At 40.4% G+C, this 20,731-nt stretch carries 23 protein-coding genes and 2 pseudogenes; 16 read left to right on the top strand and 9 right to left on the bottom strand.

Translation table 11 applies throughout. The features are described from left to right. Nucleotides 1-161: 161 nt before the first annotated feature. Both M5V91_RS15020 and M5V91_RS15015 read left to right on the top strand, forming a co-directional pair. Nucleotides 162-1,060: pseudogene (locus M5V91_RS15020) on the top strand (ABC transporter ATP-binding protein). Next, the gene (locus M5V91_RS15015) at nt 1,053-2,303 is read left to right on the top strand and encodes an ABC transporter permease (protein WP_019381418.1); all 1,251 of its coding nucleotides are present in this window, start codon (nt 1,053-1,055) and stop codon (nt 2,301-2,303) included. The pseudogene M5V91_RS15020 and the gene M5V91_RS15015 overlap by 8 nt, the downstream one beginning before the upstream one ends. A gap of 342 nt (nt 2,304-2,645) precedes the next feature. Here M5V91_RS15015 and M5V91_RS15010 read toward each other — a convergent pair whose 3' ends face one another. Continuing rightward, a complete protein-coding gene (locus tag M5V91_RS15010; protein ID WP_009331440.1) occupies nt 2,646-3,278 on the bottom strand; it encodes a LysE family transporter in 633 nt (210 codons plus the stop codon). Between the two features lie 212 nt (nt 3,279-3,490). Here M5V91_RS15010 and M5V91_RS15005 point away from each other — a divergent pair, with 212 nt between their 5' ends. From M5V91_RS15005 to M5V91_RS14970, 8 genes are all read left to right on the top strand, one after another. Next, a complete protein-coding gene (locus M5V91_RS15005) occupies nt 3,491-4,711 on the top strand; it encodes a metallophosphoesterase family protein (protein ID WP_251174440.1) in 1,221 nt (406 codons plus the stop codon). A gap of 23 nt (nt 4,712-4,734) precedes the next feature. Next, a complete protein-coding gene (locus M5V91_RS15000) occupies nt 4,735-5,283 on the top strand; it encodes an AAA family ATPase (RefSeq protein WP_284521329.1) in 549 nt (182 codons plus the stop codon). A gap of 17 nt (nt 5,284-5,300) precedes the next feature. After that, nucleotides 5,301-6,230 (top strand): coiled-coil domain-containing protein, encoded by a 930-nt coding sequence (locus M5V91_RS14995; protein WP_284521328.1) that lies wholly within the window; start codon nt 5,301-5,303, stop codon nt 6,228-6,230. Continuing rightward, nucleotides 6,173-7,726 (top strand): ATP-binding protein, encoded by a 1,554-nt coding sequence (locus M5V91_RS14990; RefSeq protein WP_284521327.1) that lies wholly within the window; start codon nt 6,173-6,175, stop codon nt 7,724-7,726. Before M5V91_RS14995 ends, M5V91_RS14990 begins: the two co-directional genes overlap by 58 nt. Nucleotides 7,727-7,979: 253 nt before the next feature. Next, nucleotides 7,980-8,237, top strand: a complete 258-nt coding sequence (locus M5V91_RS14985) for a CidA/LrgA family protein (RefSeq protein ID WP_232292469.1) — start codon at nt 7,980-7,982, stop codon at nt 8,235-8,237. Beyond that, entirely contained in the window at nt 8,234-8,923 is a 690-nt protein-coding gene (locus M5V91_RS14980) for an LrgB family protein (RefSeq protein WP_009331436.1), read from the top strand. The genes M5V91_RS14985 and M5V91_RS14980 overlap by 4 nt, the downstream gene beginning before the upstream one ends. 207 nt (nt 8,924-9,130) lie before the next feature. Further along, nucleotides 9,131-10,075, top strand: a complete 945-nt coding sequence (gene yhaM / locus M5V91_RS14975) for a 3'-5' exoribonuclease YhaM (protein WP_019381421.1) — start codon at nt 9,131-9,133, stop codon at nt 10,073-10,075. A 264-nt stretch (nt 10,076-10,339) separates the two neighbouring features. After that, nucleotides 10,340-10,525: a sporulation YhaL family protein gene (locus M5V91_RS14970; protein WP_009331434.1), complete on the top strand. Its 186-nt coding sequence runs from the start codon at nt 10,340-10,342 to the stop codon at nt 10,523-10,525. A 59-nt stretch (nt 10,526-10,584) separates the two neighbouring features. Here the strand turns inward: M5V91_RS14970 and M5V91_RS14965 are convergent, their stop codons facing one another. After that, nucleotides 10,585-11,481 (bottom strand): peptidylprolyl isomerase, encoded by an 897-nt coding sequence (locus tag M5V91_RS14965; RefSeq protein ID WP_009331433.1) that lies wholly within the window; start codon nt 11,479-11,481, stop codon nt 10,585-10,587. Nucleotides 11,482-11,840: 359 nt separating this feature from the next. Here M5V91_RS14965 and M5V91_RS14960 point away from each other — a divergent pair, with 359 nt between their 5' ends. Next, nucleotides 11,841-11,924: a YjcZ family sporulation protein gene (locus M5V91_RS14960; protein WP_019381424.1), complete on the top strand. Its 84-nt coding sequence runs from the start codon at nt 11,841-11,843 to the stop codon at nt 11,922-11,924. 65 nt (nt 11,925-11,989) lie between these two features. Beyond that, the gene (locus tag M5V91_RS14955) at nt 11,990-12,082 is read left to right on the top strand and encodes a YjcZ family sporulation protein (protein ID WP_019381425.1); all 93 of its coding nucleotides are present in this window, start codon (nt 11,990-11,992) and stop codon (nt 12,080-12,082) included. Between the two features lie 87 nt (nt 12,083-12,169). Here the strand turns inward: M5V91_RS14955 and M5V91_RS14950 are convergent, their stop codons facing one another. The 4 genes from M5V91_RS14950 to M5V91_RS14935 form a co-directional block, all read right to left on the bottom strand. Continuing rightward, nucleotides 12,170-12,349 (bottom strand): hypothetical protein, encoded by a 180-nt coding sequence (locus tag M5V91_RS14950; protein ID WP_009331432.1) that lies wholly within the window; start codon nt 12,347-12,349, stop codon nt 12,170-12,172. Between the two features lie 156 nt (nt 12,350-12,505). Next, complete coding sequence (locus M5V91_RS14945; protein ID WP_009331431.1) at nt 12,506-13,054, bottom strand: DUF3267 domain-containing protein; 549 nt, start codon at nt 13,052-13,054, stop codon at nt 12,506-12,508. A 230-nt stretch (nt 13,055-13,284) separates the two neighbouring features. Next, nucleotides 13,285-13,860, bottom strand: a complete 576-nt coding sequence (locus M5V91_RS14940) for an HTH-type transcriptional regulator Hpr (protein WP_009331430.1) — start codon at nt 13,858-13,860, stop codon at nt 13,285-13,287. Between the two features lie 287 nt (nt 13,861-14,147). Then, a complete protein-coding gene (locus M5V91_RS14935) occupies nt 14,148-14,504 on the bottom strand; it encodes a YtxH domain-containing protein (protein ID WP_009331429.1) in 357 nt (118 codons plus the stop codon). 224 nt (nt 14,505-14,728) lie between these two features. Here M5V91_RS14935 and yhzF point away from each other — a divergent pair, with 224 nt between their 5' ends. Beyond that, complete coding sequence (gene yhzF, locus M5V91_RS31130) at nt 14,729-14,827, top strand: membrane protein YhzF (protein ID WP_500797327.1); 99 nt, start codon at nt 14,729-14,731, stop codon at nt 14,825-14,827. Between the two features lie 98 nt (nt 14,828-14,925). On the opposite strand, the gene M5V91_RS14930 is transcribed toward yhzF, so the two are convergent. The 3 genes from M5V91_RS14930 to M5V91_RS14920 all read right to left on the bottom strand — a co-directional run bounded on the left by M5V91_RS14930 (nt 14,926) and on the right by M5V91_RS14920 (nt 17,257). Further along, a complete protein-coding gene (locus M5V91_RS14930; protein ID WP_009331427.1) occupies nt 14,926-15,453 on the bottom strand; it encodes a tryptophan transporter in 528 nt (175 codons plus the stop codon). A gap of 128 nt (nt 15,454-15,581) precedes the next feature. After that, nucleotides 15,582-16,664 (bottom strand): 3-phosphoserine/phosphohydroxythreonine transaminase, encoded by a 1,083-nt coding sequence (gene serC / locus M5V91_RS14925; protein ID WP_009331426.1) that lies wholly within the window; start codon nt 16,662-16,664, stop codon nt 15,582-15,584. A gap of 173 nt (nt 16,665-16,837) precedes the next feature. Next, nucleotides 16,838-17,257, bottom strand: coding sequence for an HIT family protein (locus tag M5V91_RS14920; protein WP_009331425.1), 420 nt, complete (start codon nt 17,255-17,257; stop codon nt 16,838-16,840). Between the two features lie 648 nt (nt 17,258-17,905). Here M5V91_RS14920 and M5V91_RS14915 point away from each other — a divergent pair. From M5V91_RS14915 to M5V91_RS14905, 3 genes and pseudogenes are all read left to right on the top strand, one after another. Further along, a pseudogene (locus tag M5V91_RS14915) lies at nt 17,906-18,645 on the top strand (ABC transporter ATP-binding protein). Next, the gene (locus M5V91_RS14910; RefSeq protein ID WP_192908325.1) at nt 18,638-19,858 is read left to right on the top strand and encodes an ABC transporter permease; all 1,221 of its coding nucleotides are present in this window, start codon (nt 18,638-18,640) and stop codon (nt 19,856-19,858) included. The pseudogene M5V91_RS14915 and the gene M5V91_RS14910 overlap by 8 nt, the downstream one beginning before the upstream one ends. 63 nt (nt 19,859-19,921) lie before the next feature. Further along, nucleotides 19,922-20,647, top strand: a complete 726-nt coding sequence (locus tag M5V91_RS14905; RefSeq protein ID WP_251174438.1) for an EcsC family protein — start codon at nt 19,922-19,924, stop codon at nt 20,645-20,647. Nucleotides 20,648-20,731 lie beyond the last annotated feature (84 nt).

The following is a 20,731-nucleotide window of genomic DNA, read 5'->3' as shown; positions in this document are numbered from 1 at the left end:
ATAAAATTCAGATAGTTACTATTATTCTTGCATAATTTTTATAAATGTGCAAAATATTTTTTAAAAGAAATGCCGTAAATTAAAATGCTAAATTTTTAAAAATAGTGAACCTTTTTTTATGTTATGGCCGTATTACCTATTAGGCAAAGGAGGAGTTCGATATGGCTTTAGAGCTTGAACATGTAACAAAGCGTTTTGGCAAGTTTACTGCAGTTGATGATTTATCTCTAACTATTCCCGAAAGTGAGATGTTTGGGTTTCTGGGGGCGAATGGCGCCGGTAAAACGACTACCTTCCGAATGATATTGGGGCTATTGGATCCCAGCGGGGAAAGATTACGTGGAATGGAAATCCAATTGATTATTCAACTAGTCCGCTGATAGGCTACCTTCCCGAAGAAAGAGGCCTATATCCAAAGCTAAAGGTCAAGGATCAGGTAGTCTATTTAGCTAAGCTGAGGGGGATGGCAAAGCAAGACTGTTTAAGGGAATTAACATATTGGCTTGAGCGCTTTAAGGTTCCCGAATATGCCAATAAAAAAATTGAAGAGCTATCAAAAGGCAACCAGCAAAAAATCCAGTTTATTACTGCAGTTATACATAAGCCTAAGCTATTAATATTGGATGAACCATTCAGCGGGCTGGATCCGGTTAATGTAGAACAGCTGAAGGATGCTGTGCTGGATTTGAAGGATAGCGGCACAACGATTGTTTTTTCCTCCCATAGGATGGAACATGTAGAAGAACTTTGTGAGCATTTATGCATCATGCAAAAAGGACGGCCTGTTGTGCACGGGTCTCTAAAAGAAATTAAACGTTCATTTGGAAGGAAGAATCTTGTTATCCACGCAGACTATGATTTAAGCTTTTTGGCGGATAGCAGGGGAGTGGTGAAAGCCAGGCAGACAGCTGAGGGAATTCAGCTGCAGATTTCCGGAGAAGAAGCAGCTGAAGACATTTTCAGGGAGGTTGCAGAGAAGGGTTTTGTCCGTAAATTTGTACTGGAAGAGCCGTCCCTGAATGATATTTTTATAGAAAAGGCTGGTGCTTCCTATGAATAATTTTATGACGATCCTTCTTCATACTTATTTAAGCAAGCTGAAGACCAAGTCTTTTATTGCAACGACACTCATTACTGTGGTGATTGTTGCAGGGCTTGCCAATTTATCAGGTATTATTGATTATTTTAATAAGGATGATGAAGAAAGAGTTGCAGTGATCGATGAGACTGGTGTGCTGTTAACTCCTCTTCAGGAACAAATGGATGCCCTAAATAACAAGATAACTTTAATTGAATACAAAGGGTCTGAGGCAGAAGGGGAAACTGCTGTTAAAGATGGAGATTATAAAGGGCTTTTGCTGTTATCCTTTAGCACAGATGAGCTCCCTGAAGCGGCCTATAAAGCCAGAAGTATAGCCGATTCAGCCATCCCATCCGAATTGCAGGGCGGGCTGCAGCAGCTGAAAACACAAATGGCTGCCACTCAAATTAATCTTAGTCCAGAGCAATTAAGCAAGCTATATGAGCCGGTACCTTTTGATAAGACCGCTCTTGAAGAAAACGCCAAAACAGAAGAAGAATTGAATCAGGCAAGAGGGCTTGTTTATGTTCTATTATTTATCATTTATTTTGCTGTAATCTTGTATGCCAATATGATTGCCATGGAAGTAGCAACAGAAAAGTCTTCCCGTGTCATGGAAATCTTAATATCCAGTGTTTCTCCAATCAAGCAGATGTTCGCGAAAATATTGGGGATTGGGCTGCTTAGCCTGACACAGATGGCACTTATTCTATTAGTAGGCTATTTTTCAGTCAAACAAAATCTTGATACGATGGAAGGCGGTTTTTTTGAATTCTTTGGCTTTGGAAACATTCCGGCTTCGACCATCGCTTATGCAATCATCTTTTTCATTCTTGGATATTTCCTTTATGCCACACTGGCTGCTTTTCTTGGTTCGCTGGTAAGCAGGATTGAAGATATCCAGCAGATGATTACTCCAATGACCATGATGGTTGTAGCAGGCTTTATGATTGCTATGTTTGGCTTAGGCCAGCCGGAAGCACCTTTTGTAACAATCACCTCTTATATTCCATTCTTCACTCCAATGCTCATGTTCATGAGAGTGGGGATGCTGTCACTGCCTGTATGGGAGCCAATTCTCGGGATCGTGATCCTGCTGGCTGCCATAATAGTACTGGCTGTCTTCGGAGCGAGAGTCTACAGGGGCGGAGTATTGATGTATGGGAAGTCAAATTCCTTTAAAGATATCAAAAAAGCATTACAGCTTACTAAAAACGAATAAACAGGCTGTTTATCAAAGTTTATGTCTTGAAGACGGTTAATTTAGTTTAACCACTGAGTTGGTTGGAGCGGACGGCGCTTGATCCTCGAAAATGCATACGCATTTTCTTTGTGAGCCGCCGATTCTGGGAAGATTATTCAATGTCATGAGGAAGCAGCGGATCAGGTGAGCCTCCGCAGACACAGAGTGTCGAGGAAGCTCACCTCACGCCCCAGGGAAAGCAAGTGCCTGCATTGGAAATCAACGGACAGAATTTATAAGAAAAATTACTATCTATAAGAATAGGCCCTATTGAAAAAAGCTCCGTATTTTAGAAACGGAGCTTTTTTCAATAGGGTTTTCTTATGCAAACAATGCCTTTAATCCTTCGAATGCAAAATAAAGCCCAAATCCAATCAGCGATATTCCTGAAAGAATCGAGATGACGATAATTCCTTTTGAAGTAAGGAATCGGCGAAACCCTGTGGTCAGTCCAGCTACAAACAAATCCCAGAGCATGAGACCCAGAAAAATCATTGTACTGTATAAAAAGAGCTCTGTTTTTCCATAGGATGCTGCTGTTTTTGCAAGAACTGATCCGTAGATACCCAGCCAGAACAAAATGGAAAGAGGACTGGATATGGACATAATAAATCCGGAAAAAAAGCATTTAAACAATGAATCCCGGCTTCGCACATAGCTCAGGGAAATTTTATTGGCATTTGCAATGCTCTCGATCCCTGTATATAAGAGTATAAATCCTCCAAAAAGCCACAGGAAGATCTGAACGATAGGGGTGTCCAAAAAATGGACAAGCCCAAGGTATACAACAAGCATATAAAAGGCATCAGCAAACATGGAGCCAACTCCAACAATCCAGGCATGCCAAAATCCATTTTTTATCCCCTTTTCAAGCCTGACAGCATTTACCGGCCCGATTGGAGCTGCCAAAGATAGTCCGAGAAACACATAACTTAAATATATTCCAATTCCCAATATACCACTCCGCCCTTTATATTTTCCTTGAGGCTGCAAACCTGTCCTCGAGGAAAGAGTTCTTGTACATTTTTATGCACAAGCTTCCCGGTCTAAAACAAACTTCAGGAAAATTTTCAGACGGCACATATAGCAAATTAATTTCGAATAGGAACGTGCATTCGCTTTTTGGATGAGGTAAAATGAGAGAAAAGGAATGAAAGGAAGTTAACATGAAAAGGGTTACGTTTATTCATGCAGCTGATTTGCACCTGGATAGTCCAATGTCTGGACTGAAGCATTTGCCCCCATCCATTTTTAAAAAGCTCCAGGAAAGTACTTTTGAAGCATTTACGAAAATAGTTGATTCAGCCATTTTCCATAATGTAGACTTTATCATTTTAGCCGGAGATTTGTTTGATGGTGAAGACAGAAGTATAAGGGCACAAACACGTTTTCGGAAAGAGATGGAGCGGCTGGCTGAATGCGGGATTGCTGTATATGCGGTCCATGGAAATCATGATCATATGGATGGGAGATGGGCACACTTGCCATTGCCGGAGAATGTCCATATCTTTTCCCATGAAGTCGAAGTGGCAAAGCATATTGCTGAAAATGGTACATCCGTTCACCTTTATGGTTTCAGCTACCCTAAAAGACATGTGGCGGAACGGATGATCGATCAATATAGCAGGGAAAATGGAGCTGATCTGCATATTGGAATCCTTCACGGTTCTTTTGAAGGCAGCAGTGATCACGCTCAATATGCCCCATTCCGAATAAATGATTTGCTTGAAAAGGACTTTGATTATTGGGCTCTCGGACATATACATAAACGAGAAATCTTAATCACCCAGCCACCCGTCATTTACCCTGGTAATATACAGGGAAGGAACCGGAAAGAAACTGGTCCCAAAGGATGCTATTTAGTTGAGCTGGATAGTTCTGGTGCAAAGACGGAGTTTCTGGAGGCAGCTCCTGTTATATGGGAGAATGCAGAAATAGATGCTTCAAAATCGGAAAGCTATCAGGAGATTTATGAGCTTTGCTTAAGTTTGATTGAAGAAAAGCGCCAAAACAGAAAGGGAACAATTATAAATCTGACACTCAACGAAGTAGGCTTGTCGGATCACGAATTAAGAAGCATAACGAATGGTGAGCTGCTCGAATCTTTGCAGGAGGAAGAGGCAGGAGAGGAGTCTTTTGTATGGATTTCCGGCCTAGCCGTGAATGAAAAAAGGATGTGGAATAAAGAAAAGCTGGCACATGAATCGGATTTTTTCAGTGAGCTTTTTAAAACTGCGGGTCATTTTGCAGAGGGCAGTGAAAGTGCCCTGATCTTGTATGCACATCCCCTGGCAAGAAGATTTTTGGGTGAGCTCACTAAGGATGACAAGCAAAGAATCGCAGAGGAAGCCGAAGCACTGCTTGTGGATCTTCTACACAAAGCTTAAGGACATTGAATGGAGGTGGAACTTTGAAAATTACAGATATACATATTTACGGATATGGAAAGCTTACTGACTTTATGCTAACCGGTATTCAATCATTGCAGGTGATCTACGGGGAAAATGAGGCAGGTAAATCTACCATCATGTCTTTTATACATAGTATTCTTTTTGGCTTTCCAGCAAAGGTCCAATCGGAATTAAGGTATGAGCCCAAGGAAGGAGCAAAATATGGCGGCAGGCTTACCGCAATTTTTCCTGATAAAGGGAAGGCGGTCATAGAGCGTGTTAAAGGAAAAGCATCCGGAGATGTGAGTGTCTTGCTTGAAGATGGAACAAAGGGAGGGGAAGAGCTTTTAAACGATCTCCTTCATCACATTGATAAAGGGCTGTATCAATCTATTTTCTCCTTTAATATTCATGGGCTGCAAAATGTAAATCAAATGAAGGGTGAAGAATTGGGGAGGTATTTGTTTTCAGCAGGTTCACTGGGAACGGATCATCTGGTTTCTGCGGAAAATATACTTCAAAAGGAATTGGAAAGCCGCTTTAAGCCAAACGGAAAAAGCCTTCTCTGAATGTAAAGCTAAAAGAGATGAAGCAGCTGCATCAGGATCTGAAAAAAGCGGAGCAAAATAATGAGCAGTATTGGACGTTGCTTCGTGAAAAAGAAAATCTTGAAAACGATTTAAACAGATTGCATCAGAGGCTGGACCATGCTCAGCAGGAGCTTTTCCGTTTAAAAGAATGGCAGGACTTATATCCATTAATAGCAGAGGAGCAAGAGCTGATTAAAGAACGGGAAAAATTTGCACACATTTCCTTCCCGGCAAATGGGCTTTCTCTTTTGGAGAAACTTGAAAGTGTGATTCAGCCCCTGGAAGGGCGCAGAGCTAGTCTGGAATCGAGAATAATCCTCCTGGAACAAGAGCTGGAAAATAATCAGCCAGATCATTTTCTCCTTAAGCATGAGCATTCCATCAATGCAGCGGTAGAGGGGCTGCCGTTTTTGGAAAAGTTAAACCAAGAAGAAAAAGAATTATCAATTAAGCTGGAAAATATTACAGAAGAAATTTTAAACCTTCAGGAAAGACTTCATCTTCAAATTGACGAACAGCAGCTTGAACAAGTTGATACGAGTGTTTTTATGATGGAAAAGGTTAAAAATGCGCAAAATCGCCGTAACCGTCTTCAAGCAATGAAACAGGAATTGGATGATCGATTTAACGATGAAAAGTCAGTGCTGGAGAACACGGAACGAAAAATTGGCGAATTGAAAGAACAGCTTCTTAATGAAGAGGAACTTTCAGCCATTAAGGAAACATTAAGCTTCACTGCAGATAGGCATAATATCGAAAAAGAACTGCAGGATACACAGGAAAGACTTCAGTTCCTTCAAAGAGCAGAAAAAAGGAACAGGAAACAAGACGGCAAAAAACATATCAGGAGAAAAGGCAGCTGTTTTTTTTGGGAGTCCTTTTTGCTGCTTTGTTCGGCTGGGGAATCTTTAGCGAATCATGGGTGATTGCAGGTGCAGGATTTGCAGGTGCAGCCTTTTGTTTTGCCATTGTAAATAAAAAAGAGCCTAAGGGGCAAGACAGCTTTATTAAAAATGAGATAAAAGCTCTGAATGAAAAAGAACGCTCACTGCTTGATAAATTAAAGCAGCCTGACATTCAGCATGCAGCCAGCCTGGAGGCACAGCTGAAGAAAGACAGCGACCGGCAAAATCAGCTTATCCAATTGCTGTTTCAGCTCGAACAGGCAAATGAAAAATACGAAAAGGTCATTGCCTCATTTGAAAAATGGGAGAATGAATGTGCCGAACTTGAAAATGAACTGCTGCAGCTGGGTAAACAGCTATTTCTGCCTCATGATATCTCCAAAACCTTTTTGAGTGAAGCTTTTAATATGATTGAACAGTTAAAAGTCCTCTATAGGGAAAAGAAATACACTGCTGAAAGAAAGGCATCAGCAGAAAAGGGAATCAATGAGAAGCTCCATACTTTTCATAAACTAAAAGGCTTATTGGATAGCGAGCCTGGGAGTGTACAGGAAATTGGCTATCAATTGAAAAAAAGACTGAAAGAAGAAACGGAAAAACATATTAAGCAGGGTGAAAGGGAAGCGGCGCTTCATGAGTTAAAGCTAGAACACAGCACAGTGCTGGCAGAACTTAGCCACTTTCAAAAAGACTACGAACATCAGCTTTCCCTTGCCGGAACCGATGCAGCCGAAGAGTACAGGGAAAAGGCTGCTGAAGCACAGAAATTAGCAGAACTAGAAGAAAAGATTAAACAGGTCCGCAAGCAAATTAATCTTAACTCTTTTTCACAGGAAGAAATTAATAAATATTCCAATGTAACAAAACCAGAAGCAGAGATCCAAGCTGTCAGTGAAGAAGCTGTTCTGCTCCAGGAAAGCATTCCTGGTTTGCAGAGAAAACTTGCAGAGGTCAAATATGAAATTCAAATCCTTGAAGAGGGCGGAACCTATGCGGAACTCCTTCATAAGTTCGCCTTGCTGAAATCTGAGTTTGAAGAAGAGGCAAGGGATTGGGCAAAATATGCTGCTGCCAAGGATATATTAGATAGAACGATAAACAGTTTTAAAAATGAGCGTTTGCCAAAAATGCTGGCAAAGGCAGAGCAATTTCTTTCTTTTTTAACCAATGGAGGCTATGTACGGATTTTTCCTAAAGAAGAAGGAAGCGGGTTCCTTATAGAAAGCAAGACAGGAGCAGTTTTTGAAGCAAAAGAACTGAGTCAGGCGACTGCTGAACAGATATACGTATCCTTCAGGCTAGCACTTGCCATGACGATTTATGGCAAGTATCCCTTCCCTATTATTATAGATGATAGCTTCGTGAATTTTGATCATGTCCGCACTGAAAGAATGATTAACCTGTTAAAGAACCTTACAGGCAGGCAAATTTTATTTTTCACCTGTCATAAGCATCTTCTGCCGCATTTTCAGGAAGAACAAATACAATCCGTTGCAAAGGAAAAGCTGTCTGTCTAATTAACAGGCAGCTTTTTTATATGTATGGTAAGTAAATCTTACAAAAACTCATAAACATTAAAAAAGTGTGTAAAGAAACCTTACAAATATCATGTTTTTTCTTTTGTTATTCAGTAAGATGATAAAAAGCGGTTAGGAAGGAGAATAAAATTTGCCCTGGCTGATTCAAGTATTGTTACTCGCTATTTTTCTGATTGCAGGGAACTTTGCGGCTGCGTTCTTTCATATTCCGCTTCCTGGAAGTGTCATAGGGATGCTTATGTTATTAATCCTATTGGTAACCAATTCAATTAAATTAGAATGGATAGAGAAAGCAGCATCTTTTCAAATTAAACACATGTCCCTGCTGTTTATCCCCTTTGTCATTGGATTATTCTTATCTCCCAATTTTATTCCTCTATTAAATTTTCATTTCCTTTTGGTCCTGATTCTAAGCAGCTTTTGCTGTTTATTGGGCACAGCGTATTCTGTTCAAATGTATGAGAATACAAGAAGGAGGCGCCAAAAATGAGTTCTGTTTTATTCAATAGTATAGGGTGCATCTTGATGACTCTTGCCAGTTATATCGCAAGCCTGCAAGTTTTCAGGAAGTTTAAGAAGAGCTGGTTAAATCCTTTATACACCGGAACTGCGCTCTTGATTACCATTCTTCTATTGTGCAACATCCCACTAACAGTCTATCAAAAAGGAAGCAGTCTGTTTGAGCTGCTCCTTCAGCTTTCGGTTGTCTCTTTTGCTGTTCCTTTATATAAGGAGTGGCCCTTAATGAAAAGACATCTTAAGAAAATATTCTCAGGAGTCTTTGCCGGAACCTCCTTAGGCATATTTTCGGTTTACATCATGTCACAGGTTTTTCAATTTAATCAGGAGATTATTGCATCTCTTATTCCGCGTTCAGTAACACTCCCGGTAGCCTTAACGGTCTCTGATGGCTTGGGAGGGTCTACAGCCTTTACCGTTTTCTTTGTGCTATTTTCTGGTCTTTTTTCCGTTATGCTGGGCCCAAACCTATTGAAGTGGCTTGGAATAAATAGTAAAGCCGCTAAAGGATTGGCAATGGGCACTTCAGCACAGATGCTGGGAGCCAGCCGTTCACTTATGTGGGGAGAGGAAGAAGGTGCCATGGGGTGTATAGCCATGACAACTTCTGCAATTATCCTTTCGTTATTCATTCCAATATTGCTTCTTTTGCTGTAACCTTCAAATACCATTAAAAACCCATTCATGAAAACGTGAATGGGTTTTTATAGCGAGCAAAAGTCATGATTAATTTAGGAGAGTGCAGGGTCTGTGTGGTATACTAGTTTAATAGAATTGCATGTTTAAGGAGGCTGCCAAAGACTGTCTGGTCCGGTTCATAGTGCCCTTTTTAAACAACCTCGTGAAGGGAGCGTCGGTGCGCGTATGTCAAAAGGAATTGTTTATTACGAAGTAGGAGAACAAATCGAGCTTTTTCTGCTAATCAAAAGTGCAGCTAAAGGGATTGCAAGTAATGGAAAACCGTTTTTGACCCTAATTTTCCAGGACCAAAGCGGCGAAATTGAAGCAAAGCTTTGGGATGTGTCTGATGATGATGCGAAAAACTACAGCCCTGAAACCATTGTAAAAGTGGCAGGGGATATTTTAAATTACCGTGGACGCAATCAGCTAAGAATCCGCCAAATTCGGCCGGCGTCCCCAACAGACCCGGTCAAGCTGGCAGACTTTCTCGAAACAGCGCCATTAAGTACAGATGAGATGATGAGTAAAATCACTCAATATATATTTGAAATGAAAAACCCGAATATCCAAAGGGTTACTCGCCATTTATTGAAGAAGCATCAAAAAGACTTTCTTGAATATCCGGCCGCTACGAAAAATCATCATGAGTTCGTATCCGGTCTTGCCTATCATGTAGTTTCCATGCTGGATTTGGCAAAGGCAATTTCCGGTTTGTATCCAAGCCTGGATAAGGACTTATTGTACGCTGGAGTCATTTTGCACGATTTAGGAAAGATTACAGAACTGTCTGGACCGATTTCAACATCTTACACAATAGAAGGAAACTTGCTTGGACATATTACCATTATGATCAATGAAATTGGAAAAGCTGCTGAGGAGCTGGGAATCAGTGGTGAAGAGATTATGATCCTTCAGCATATGGTTTTATCCCATCACGGCAAAGCGGAATGGGGCAGTCCAAAACCGCCGCTTATCAAGGAAGCAGAAATTCTTCATTACATTGATAACATTGATGCAAAAATGAACATGCTTGATAGAGCCCTTGAGAGGGTGAAACCAGGAGAGTTCTCCGAGCGGGTATTTGCTCTGGATAACCGTTCATTCTATAAGCCTAGTTTTCATAAATAATAACCGCCATCCTTCCTAATGGAAAGGGTGGCTTTTTTATAGATATCCATATAAAATTCTAAAGTTAGATAACTGTCTAGCTCCAGCACCTACCCCCTCGAGGTGTCATGCAGACGTTGCCAAAGGACGTGGCGATCTTAGTCTGCGTTCCTTCTTGGGCAAGGCGCTTGCGCTTTTCTTTTTTCCTGTTTATCATATTTTTCCTGGTTTAACATACATTTATAGTAAATGGACAACCATTATGAAAAGAAAGAGGGGAAACAGATGATTCCAATTTGGGTATATTTTGTTGCAGCCGGAATCGTTGTAAGTGCATATATGGCGGTGACGACGGGCAGGGAAGAGAAAAAGGTGGAGCAGGACAGCATTGAACGTGAGGGTGAAATTTATATGAAGCGTCTTGAAAGGGAAAAAGAAGAGCGGAAATCCACTCAGCAATCTGCAGGCTGATTTGGAATCCATCTAAAAAACATAAAAAACGGGACTCCAGCCTGGAGCCCCGTTATTCATTATTTTTCTTCAGTCCCTGCTTCACCTTCAGCCCCAGCTTCCGGTTCTTCAAGAACTCCTTTTAGTTCCTTATCTTTAATATCAACATCAGCAGCTTTTAATTCACGATCCATTGCCTGCTGAATTTTGTCACCGTCAAGCTTGGACACTTTCACTTGATATTCCATTTCCTTCTTCATTTCATCAAATGATTTTTTCTCTTTTTTCTCTGTTACTTGAATGATGTGGAAACCATGCTCAGATTTAACAGGAGCGCTGATTTCGTTCACATCAAGGGCATAAGCTGCCTCCTCGAATTCAGGAACCATTTTACCTGGGCCGAACCAGCCTAAATCTCCGCCATTTGCAGCAGATCCTGGGTCTTTTGAATATTCTGTGGCCAGGTCTTCAAACTTTCCGCCTTCGTCCAGCTTTTTCTTTACTTCGTCAGCAGTTTTTTCATCCTCTACAAGGATATGGCGTGCTTTAATTTCCGGTTTGTAGTTATCGTAGTATTCTTTAACTTCTTTTTCTGTTGCTTCAATATCTTTAATAGCAGCTTTTTCCTGAAGCAAGCCTGTTTTGAAAGTTTCTCTTAGGTCTTCTTCATCCTTATAGCCATATTGCATAAGCGCCATCTCGAAGTTAGCGCCAAGCTGCTGTTTTAATTCGTCGATTTTCTCGTTAAGTTCCTCGTCTGTTACTTCGTATTTATCAGAAAGAACTTTTTCATAAATGAGCTCCTGGAGCGCCTGTTCGCCGTACTTTTCCTTCATTGCTTCATAAAGCTCGTCCTTCGTAATGTTTCCGCTCTTTGTTTCAACGACAACATCTCCTGATTCCCCGCCGGTGCTGCTGCATGCACTTAATCCAATTACTCCGGCTGCAATGGAGAGGGATAGCATCCATTTTTTCATGTTGAACACTCCTAAATTAATTTTCAATTCGGCTCTGGTGAGCTGGAACTGGAATTTTTATACTTCTCAATAACAGCAATTTCCTTCACAGAGCCTGCATTTATCACAATCCCTACTATACCATAAATGTAAAAAATAACAAAAGAAGAAAGTAATGTTTGGTCGATAAACACAGCGTTTTTTATAAAAATCTGGGTATTCGCCCATCCCCTTCAGGACAATTGTACATATGATACATGGAACCCTCTGATGGGAGGTTCAAACACCTAAAAAAATTAGGGTAGCCGGGATATAAGCCTATCCGACCACAGAGGCAAATGAATAGGATATGGTAGCGACCTGAAGGGGAGGTGTTATCCATGGGTGCTGGATACGGCGGAGGTTTCGCGCTAATCGTTGTATTGTTTATTTTATTAATCATTGTAGGATGCGCGTGGCTGTAATCTAAGATGGGCATAGGGTCTAGTCAAAGAGGGCCCTGTGCCAGAATTTGAGAGGAGGCAACCATATGTCTGGAGGACATGGATGTGGCGGAGGTTTTGCGTTAGTTGTCGTGCTGTTCATTTTGTTAATCATCATTGGAGCTGCTTGTTTTTGCTAAGCTTTTGATGTTTACAATTAATGTATATAAAAAAGCGGCGGAAAATTTCCGCCGCTTTTGCTCATGTTTAAGAGCTCTCAGGATATCCTAAGCATACAAGATTTCTACAAAAGAAGAGATTAGCAATATGGTAATAAGAATGTTAATGGTTCTGAATACTTTGGGCTGCCGTTCCTCAGGAATCTCTTTTTGGAGACAAAGCGAATTTGTCATCTTGTTGATATAAAATAAAATAAAAACGGCAAAAATAATAAAGATGGAGATCATCCAAGATTCCCTCCTTGGGCAGTCATATTATTGCTTTTACATGTTTTGTCTGTTATTTACAATAACAAAGTTCACAAAAAAAAGATAGTATTAAAGATTGCCTGTCCGGTAAGTAAAAGGTATCCTTTGTCAGGATACCCGGGATTTATGTTTATGCTACTGGTTCGAATGAAGCAATATCTCAAACCCATCTTCATTTTCTTCAACATAAGATTGATTTGGCGCAGTCAGCACATTTTTGGCGCACACAATGTCAGAAAAAGATAAGCCTGCATGGAAAGCAAACAGAATTATTAAATAATGAACATAATGCGGAAAAATAAAGCAAGCAGCCAGGAGCATGCTGTTTATGATAAACATAGGGGCCAAAGTGGCAGTCAGGAATAGCCGTTTTGAAATAGGCTCCGTTATTCGAATATATAGAATTGGCATAAAGCCATATTTAATTTTCAGCTGTTTTTTAACGATACTTCCAAGGTGTGCAATAGGCAGATAGTGAAGCAGCTTATGCACAGGATACAACAGCCATAAGCCGGCTGCAAAGAAAATAAAATAATTATCGTAAAAGGAGCCCGGTACAAATACATACGTTGCAGGAACATATGTAAATATGAAAGTGGCCAGCATGGTTAAGGAAGACAGTATAAAAAGCCTTTGCGATCCATATTGCTTCGTGAAGTTAATCGTCTTCCAGCAATTCATCATAAAAATACCTCCAGAAGGAGTAAAATAGTAATCTTTCAAACTTACTTAAGATACTTTACGATGAATAAATAAAAAAATCAATAGGGAAAGCTAACACATTTTGTCGAAAAACATTTTTTATATAATGAAACTAATGTGAAACTATGAGCAACTGAATTCATAAATACAAAGCGAATAGTATGTATTCGCTTTGTAAGGGCTTACATATGGATAGAAGGAACTTTATCTATTTAAACAAGTTCCTTTTCAGCTGATGTTTTTTTCTTTAATTTACCCTCATCTTCATCAAATTGATTTTCAAGGTTAGCAAAAGACTTTTCAAAAATCTCCATGAAATCGTCACCGTATATATTGCGGACGATCGCCATAATCTCAATGATATCTGGAAATTTCCCATACAAATCCCTTAATGGCATCGCACCTGAGAACACGGCATTTTTCTCAGGTGAATAGGTTTCCATAAGACTTAGTAACACCTTTTCGCCGTCATCAGTCAATTTAATATAGGTATTTCTTTTATCGCTTTCTTTTTTAGAAAACTGAAGAAAGCCTCGTTCTTCAAGCTTTTTGGAGAAATTGAATGCAGTAGAAACATGCATTACGCCAAACTTGGCAACATCGGAAATCGATGCTCCGTTTAAATGATAGGCAATCCATAAAATATGGTGTTCATTAATATTTAAATCGTAGGGTTTTATCCATTGCTGCCAATCTTTTTCTATAGACTTCCACAGGGCTTTACTCAGCTGTGCCACTCGCTGGCTGAAGATCATTGCTTCCTTCATAGAAATTGGTTTATCCGACATTCAAAAATTCACCTACTTTGTAAGATTAATTATTTCTGGTCAAACAGCCAGAAGTTCATTTTCTTTTTATAGTATCATTATGCCAATAAAACAAAAATTAATAAAGATATAAATTTACAAAATTTTTAGAAATATAATTGGATATTTCTATAAAAGGCTTAAGAACAAGGGATGAGAGCTTGTTCAAAGCTTTATAAAAATTTGAAGCATTTTCATAATATATTGGTTTTCGGTCAAAAATAAAAAAATCCTTCTTTTTTACTTAAGAAAAAGAAGGATTTTTTTATTCACTTATTATTTAAATTTGTTTCAAGTTCATGGATGGCCGCTTCAATTTCCTGCAATTCTCTTTGCAGTCTGTGCTGATGTGGAAGGATTTCGTTTTTCCAATTGCTGATGGAATATTTGATGTCGTTTGAGAATTCCTTAAATGCGGTTTTTCCTTCCTTCGAAGCAAATGATGCTGAATCCTTTATGGCGAGCAATTCGGATTTTAATTCGATCAGCTGCTCCTTCAGGGTGTTTGTAGTATTTTTTAACTGCTGTCTTGTATCCCTTCCTGAAGCAGGTGCAGTCAATAGGGTTGATATGCCGGCTGCAGCGCCGCCAGCTAATAGTCCAAGCAATAACGATTTGGCTTTCATAACCATCACCTCAAAATCCTGTATATATGTCTATTTTACTACATTACTCATTTTTCTAAAGCGGAAAATGAAAAGTTCCCGTTTCTTATCTATATCACAAAAATTAGAAGGGTAAACCACATCCTCATAGCTCCCGGTATACAGACATACAATTCAGTAGAGGGGTATAAAGCGAAAGGGGAGAGAGGTTGTCCGGAGCGGCGGCTGGAATTTTTGCATTGAGTGTGGTTCTGTTTTTAGGAGGTATTCATTTTTTTCTTTCTATAAAGAAACCCGGAGTCTATCCTCCGAAGTATGTTCTAAAAAAAGGGCAGCTGCTTTAGCGGCAGGCGGTGCACTGTTGTTCCTGCTGGGAATGATTGTAGGAAGTTTCCAATAATATAAATATAAAAAGCCCGCTTTATTTTGCGGGCTTTGTCTATTACTGGCTGATCGTCTGCTGAGTCAGCTTTGTTCTGTTAGCAATTGATTGTGCTACTGGATATAGGATAACCATTGCAGCCGTGTTAACTGCAGCTGCGGGCAGTACAACTGCTGCAAATAGTGCCGTGAATGGCCCTGGCAGTCCGACAATCAGGTATGCGGAAGTTAAAAACACAATTCCGGATACAATTGTTCCTGCTGCTGTTAAGACAGCTGCACTGATAATATTCTTGCGGAATTTCTTTAAACTCAGGAACAAAACAAAAAAGGTGAATGCAGTAACAGGCTTATCAATAATATTCGGGATTAATCCTCCAGGAAAAGTTGTGGTAAGTCCGGATATCAGGCCTGTAACCAAACCTAAAAGCAAAACGCTTTTGCTGTCTGGAAAAAGGATTATGCCCAAAAACATCATGGTAAGCATCATGTCCGGTTTCATCCCAAGAAAGAACCCTGGAACCACTGCATGAAGCACTGCGCCCATCCCGACCAATAGGGATAAGGCCACTAAATTTTTTGTATTCATTTCTCATCTCTCCTCTGCTATTCTCTGACTAGGCTCTGTTCGTCTCTCCTGCAGTGCACTCTTTGCCTGCAGCGAAAAACTTTAACTAATTATAACACATAACCCCGGGATGAAAAGGTGTTATATTTTTAACTATTATTCTTAAAGGCTTTCATAAATGCGGCCAGTTTTTCAACATGCTGTTCTGGCACAGCATTATAAATGGAAGCGCGGCAGCCGCCTATAGAACGGTGTCCTCCGAGCCCAACAAACCCTGCTTCTTTTGCCTGGTGCAGAAATTCCCTGGAGAGGTCCTCATTTTGAAGATTAAAAGTGACATTCATAAGGGATCTGCTGTCTTTATGAGCATGCCCTATGTAAAAGCCTTCGCTTTCATCTATTACATCATAAAGCATTTTCGCCTTCTTTTCATTGGCCTTTTCAATCTGCTGAAGGCCGCCTTTCTTATCCGCCCATTCAAGCACCAGGGAAAGCAAATAAATAGCCAGAGTGGGAGGTGTGTTATATAAAGAGTTATTATTGGCAAACGTATTATAATTCAGCATTGCAGGGAGATTTTCTGATGATCTTTGTAATAGTTCTTTGCGGATAATGACAACTGTTACACCGGAAGGGCCGAGATTTTTCTGGGCGCCTGCATAGATCAAATCAAATTGCTCCACTCCCAATGGACGGCTTAAAATATCGCTGGACATATCAGCTACAAGTGGTGTTTTTTTATTTGAAGGAAATGTTTTCCATTGTGTGCCGTAAATTGTATTGTTGCTGGTAATATGAAGATAGGCAGCATTATCAGGAATGTCATTTTGATTGTATGCTGGGATGAAGCGGTATTTTTGATCCTTGCTGGAGGCAGAAATAACGGTTTTGCCAATTTTATCTGCTTCTTTTAAAGCTTTCTCCGACCAGGAGCCGCTGAGGATATAATGGGCTTCTTGATCTTTTCCCAGCAGGTTCATCGGAACCATAGAAAACTGGAGACTTGCACCTCCCTGGATAAATAGCACTTCATAATCATCCGGAATGGCCAGCAGTTTTCTCAAAAGTGTTATTGCCTGATCATGTACTGCCTGATACTCTTTGCTTCTATGGCTTAGTTCCATTATGCCCATTCCGGTATTGCTGAAGTTCAGTAAATTCTTTTCCGCTTCTTTTAATACCTCTTCCGGCAGGGCCGCGGGACCTGCATTAAAATTTAGAGCTCGGTACATTTTTCTCCCTCCAAAAATATAAAATCAATTCACTATAACGCTGTAAAGAAATAAAGATATTTAATATGTTAACAAAATTTACTGATTTGTACAGAGAAAAAAATGAACATTTTGAAAATTAGGGGATGAAGGAGGTAAAAAATTCCCCCTGCAAAAACAGGAGGATGCGAGAGTTACAGGTGTTTTGCTATGGCTTCAGAGATCTCCTTAAGATCTGAGGCTGAATATTCCGATTGGTGTGATTTCCACACAACACCTAAGCCATCTCCTTCTCCATAACGGGGAATAAGGTGGGAGTGAAAGTGGAAAACGGTCTGCCCGGCATGTTCACCATTGTTATTAATTAAATTCAAACCAATTGGATCAAATTCAGCCTTGATGGCTCTTGCAATTTCCGGAACAGATTCGAAATAGCTGCGGGCTGTTTCCGCATCCATTTCATATAAATTTTCTTTATGTACTTTCGGGATAACAAGTGTATGCCCTTTAGTAACCTGGCTTATGTCCAGAAATGCCATCACATGCTCGTTTTCGAAAACTTTGGCCGAAGGAATCTCGCCATTGATTATTTTACAGAAAATACAATCGTTCATTATGTCAGCTCCTAACCAAATATACTTTTACACAATTCTACCATATCCGCCAAAAAACAAAAAAGTGAAACATATTATTGCGGAGAAGGGATGATTGCATTGTCCTATTAATAAAATAAAAGGCAGGATCCGCTTGGAATCCTGCCTTCGGTGAAGGGGAAGCTTCTATTGGAACGTTTCTACTTCAGGTAAATTCTCTTTAACAAACACCTCATTTATGAATGAATTGTGTTCATATCTAGAGAAAATCGATCTTTGTTCAATCGGACCATCCCCTTATTATCTTTATATGCATTCACGGGCGTATAAAGCATGGATGATAGTCTTTAACAAACACCTCATTTATAAAATGACTTAGTGACCACTTTTGATGAAGCGATCAAGTGTTTAAGATCATCAGGTTTCATGTGCAATGCAACCATCCCCTTATTAGGAACGTTTGAAGCTTATACTGAAAGGAAACTGTCTGCGACAGACACCTCATTTCAAGTTTTGATCATCTGAATGTTGTTCAAATGATTTGTTTCCCCTTCATAGATTAGAATGTCCGGATTCGGGATTTATATGCAGGGATTATCCCCAAACTGGACAATATCCTTTGGCTTTTTTTACAATGGTCTTACATATATAGTAGGAAGGACGTTGAAAATGGCGCTGCTCGAAATTAAAAACGTTACCGGCGGCTATACAAGAAACCCGGTTTTGAAGGATGTCTCCTTTGATGTGGCAGAAAAAGAAATTGTCGGCCTGATTGGTCTTAACGGAGCCGGAAAAAGTACGACCATCAAACATGTAATTGGTTTAATGGAACCAAAGGAAGGCGAAATAACGATCAATGGCACGCAGTTCCTTAAGGATAAGGAAGGGTATCGCAAGCAATTCACCTTTGTTCCGGAAACGCCGATTTTGTATGATGAATTAACACTGGAAGAACATTTGCGTTTAACAGCCATGGCATACGGCCTGCCTGAAGCAGACTATAAATCAAGAGTGGCGACACTCCTAAAGGAATTCAGAATGGAAAAAGACTTAAGTGGTTTCCTGCCCATTTTTCTAAAGGGATGAAACAAAAGGTAATGATTATGTGCGCCTTTCTGGTGCAGCCTTCATTATACATTGTTGATGAACCGTTTGTAGGTCTTGACCCGCTGGGCATTCAATCACTTCTTGATTTGATGAAAAAAATGAAAGAAAGCGGTTCAGGCATCCTTATGTCCACCCATATACTGGCAACTGCTGAAAGATATTGTGATCGTTTTGTGATTTTGCATGAAGGAAAAGTGAGGGCGAAGGGAACTTTAGCAGAGCTGCAGCAGCAATTTGCTATGCCGGGAGCAACCCTTGATGATTTATATATCCAGCTCACAAAGGAAGAAGATTATGTTTGATGAAAAACAGTTATGGAAGGAGAGATTCGGGAGGACAGTCAAAGAGCTTTCCCGCTATCTCCGTTATATTTTTAATGGCCATATTGTCATTGTCATGGTGTTCCTTCTGGGTACTGCCGCTTTTTATTATCAGGAGTGGATAAAGACACTTCCCAGTCATTTTCCTGCTGCAGCGGTAATGGCAATTATTTTAGCCCTTCTGGTTACATACAGCCCGATTTATACATTTTTTTCTGAGGCAGACAAAATTTTTCTTCTGCCGCTTGAAGATAGGCTCTCAAGTTATTTTAGACGCTCGCTGGCAGTCAGTTTTTTGGTGCATGCATACATCCTGGTAATGGGGCTGGGGATTTTTATGCCCTTGTATGCCAGAGTGAATGATGGCAGTTTTAATACGTTTTTACCTTTTCTGCTTATCCTGCTGTCGTTAAAAATTATCAATTTGCTGATCCGCTGGAAGATACAATATTACATTGAAACTAGCGTGCATATCCTGGATGCATGTGTCCGCTATGCAGTAAACGCTGTGTTTCTATATTTCCTTTTTAGCGGTGCTTCCCCCATTTTTATGCTGGCTGCAGGCGTGCTGCTGATTCTGCTGTACTTGTTCTTCAGCATGAAATCCAGGGATAAAGGACTAAAATGGGAGATTTTGATTGACCAGGAAGAGAGGAGAATGACGTCTTTCTATAGGCTTGCCAATATGTTTACAGATGTTCCAAAACTGAAAGATCGCGTAAAAAGGCGGAAATGGCTTGATTGGCTGATATCAGGCATTCCTTTCAAACAGGATGCGACTTTTAAAAACCTTTTTGTTAGAACGTTTCTCCGTTCTGGTGATTACTTCGGTATATTCATTCGTTTAACGTTTATTGGTGCTGGAGCGATTTATTTAATCTCATATGGAATGGGACAAATACTGCTTGTACCGCTCTTCATGTACTTAACAGGCTTTCAGCTCCTGCCTTTATGGAATCATCACCAGGATAAGCTGTGGGTGAATTTATACCCGGTTAAAGGGGACATAAAGGAGAAGTCCTTTAAACAGCTGCTTACTGGCATCCTATATGTTCAGGCACTCCTCTTATCGCTGGCTGTCCTGGCCAATGGCGGATGGATGGCATCACTGCTGTCTTTGGCATTAGGGATTTTATTTGCATATGTATATACCCATTTCTATATTCAGAAACGGCTGGCGGGCAGCCGGGCATAAAATGAAACCATTGCTGACTGGCATACGTATATATAGTCATCCTGAATGAAGGCAGGTATGAAAATGAGGGAGTATGAATTAAAAGCGTATCACGAAATTGAAGAGTGGAAGAGACGAATAAATAAGCGTTCCAGTATGCTGAACCGCCTTTCGAAAAAAGCTCAAACAAAGGTAAATAGTATAATACCCGAAAAAGCTCATCAAATTATTACAGACAGCATAAAGAATATGGTGAAGGCAACCCTGATTGGATCAAATGTAACCACCAGAAAAAAACATTCCGCCAGCCGTGGCCTTGAAGTAATGGATCACATGCTTGAAGAGAAGGTTTCCACCTACCGCAAAACAGCTGCGGTCGAAGGGGCCGGGACTGGAGCAGGAGGAATTCTCCTTGGCTTGGCAGATTTTCCTTTACTGCTGAGCATAAAGATGAAATTTCTTTTTGAAGCTGCCGCCGTATATGGGTTTGATACAAATGATTATGAAGAGCGCCTGTTTCTCCTGCACGTCTTTCAGCTCGCATTTTCCAGCGATGACAAAAGGAAAGAAACACTGAAGCTGATTGAAGAATGGGATGACCGTAAGGAAGCACTGGCAGACATGGACTGGAAGGTATTTCAGCAGGAATACCGTGATTATATCGACTTCGTTAAGATGCTCCAGCTGGTGCCCGGTATAGGTGCTGCTGTTGGAGCATATGCGAACTATAATTTGCTTGACCATTTAGGAGAAACCGCTAAAAATGCTTATCGTCTGAGGATATTAAAGACTGCCCCGAGACCTGATTAGGCTTGGGGTTTTTTTGGCAATTTTAGATGGGGGCGAGTGAGTTTATTGCGCAATTTGGCCAGGGATTGTACCGAAGAGATTCGG

The organism is Cytobacillus pseudoceanisediminis (assembly GCF_023516215.1).
Taxonomy (GTDB): Bacteria; Bacillota; Bacilli; order Bacillales; family Cytobacillaceae; genus Cytobacillus; species Cytobacillus pseudoceanisediminis.
Note: the sequence above shows the minus strand (reverse complement) of the source record. Positions and strands in the feature narration are given on the sequence as shown.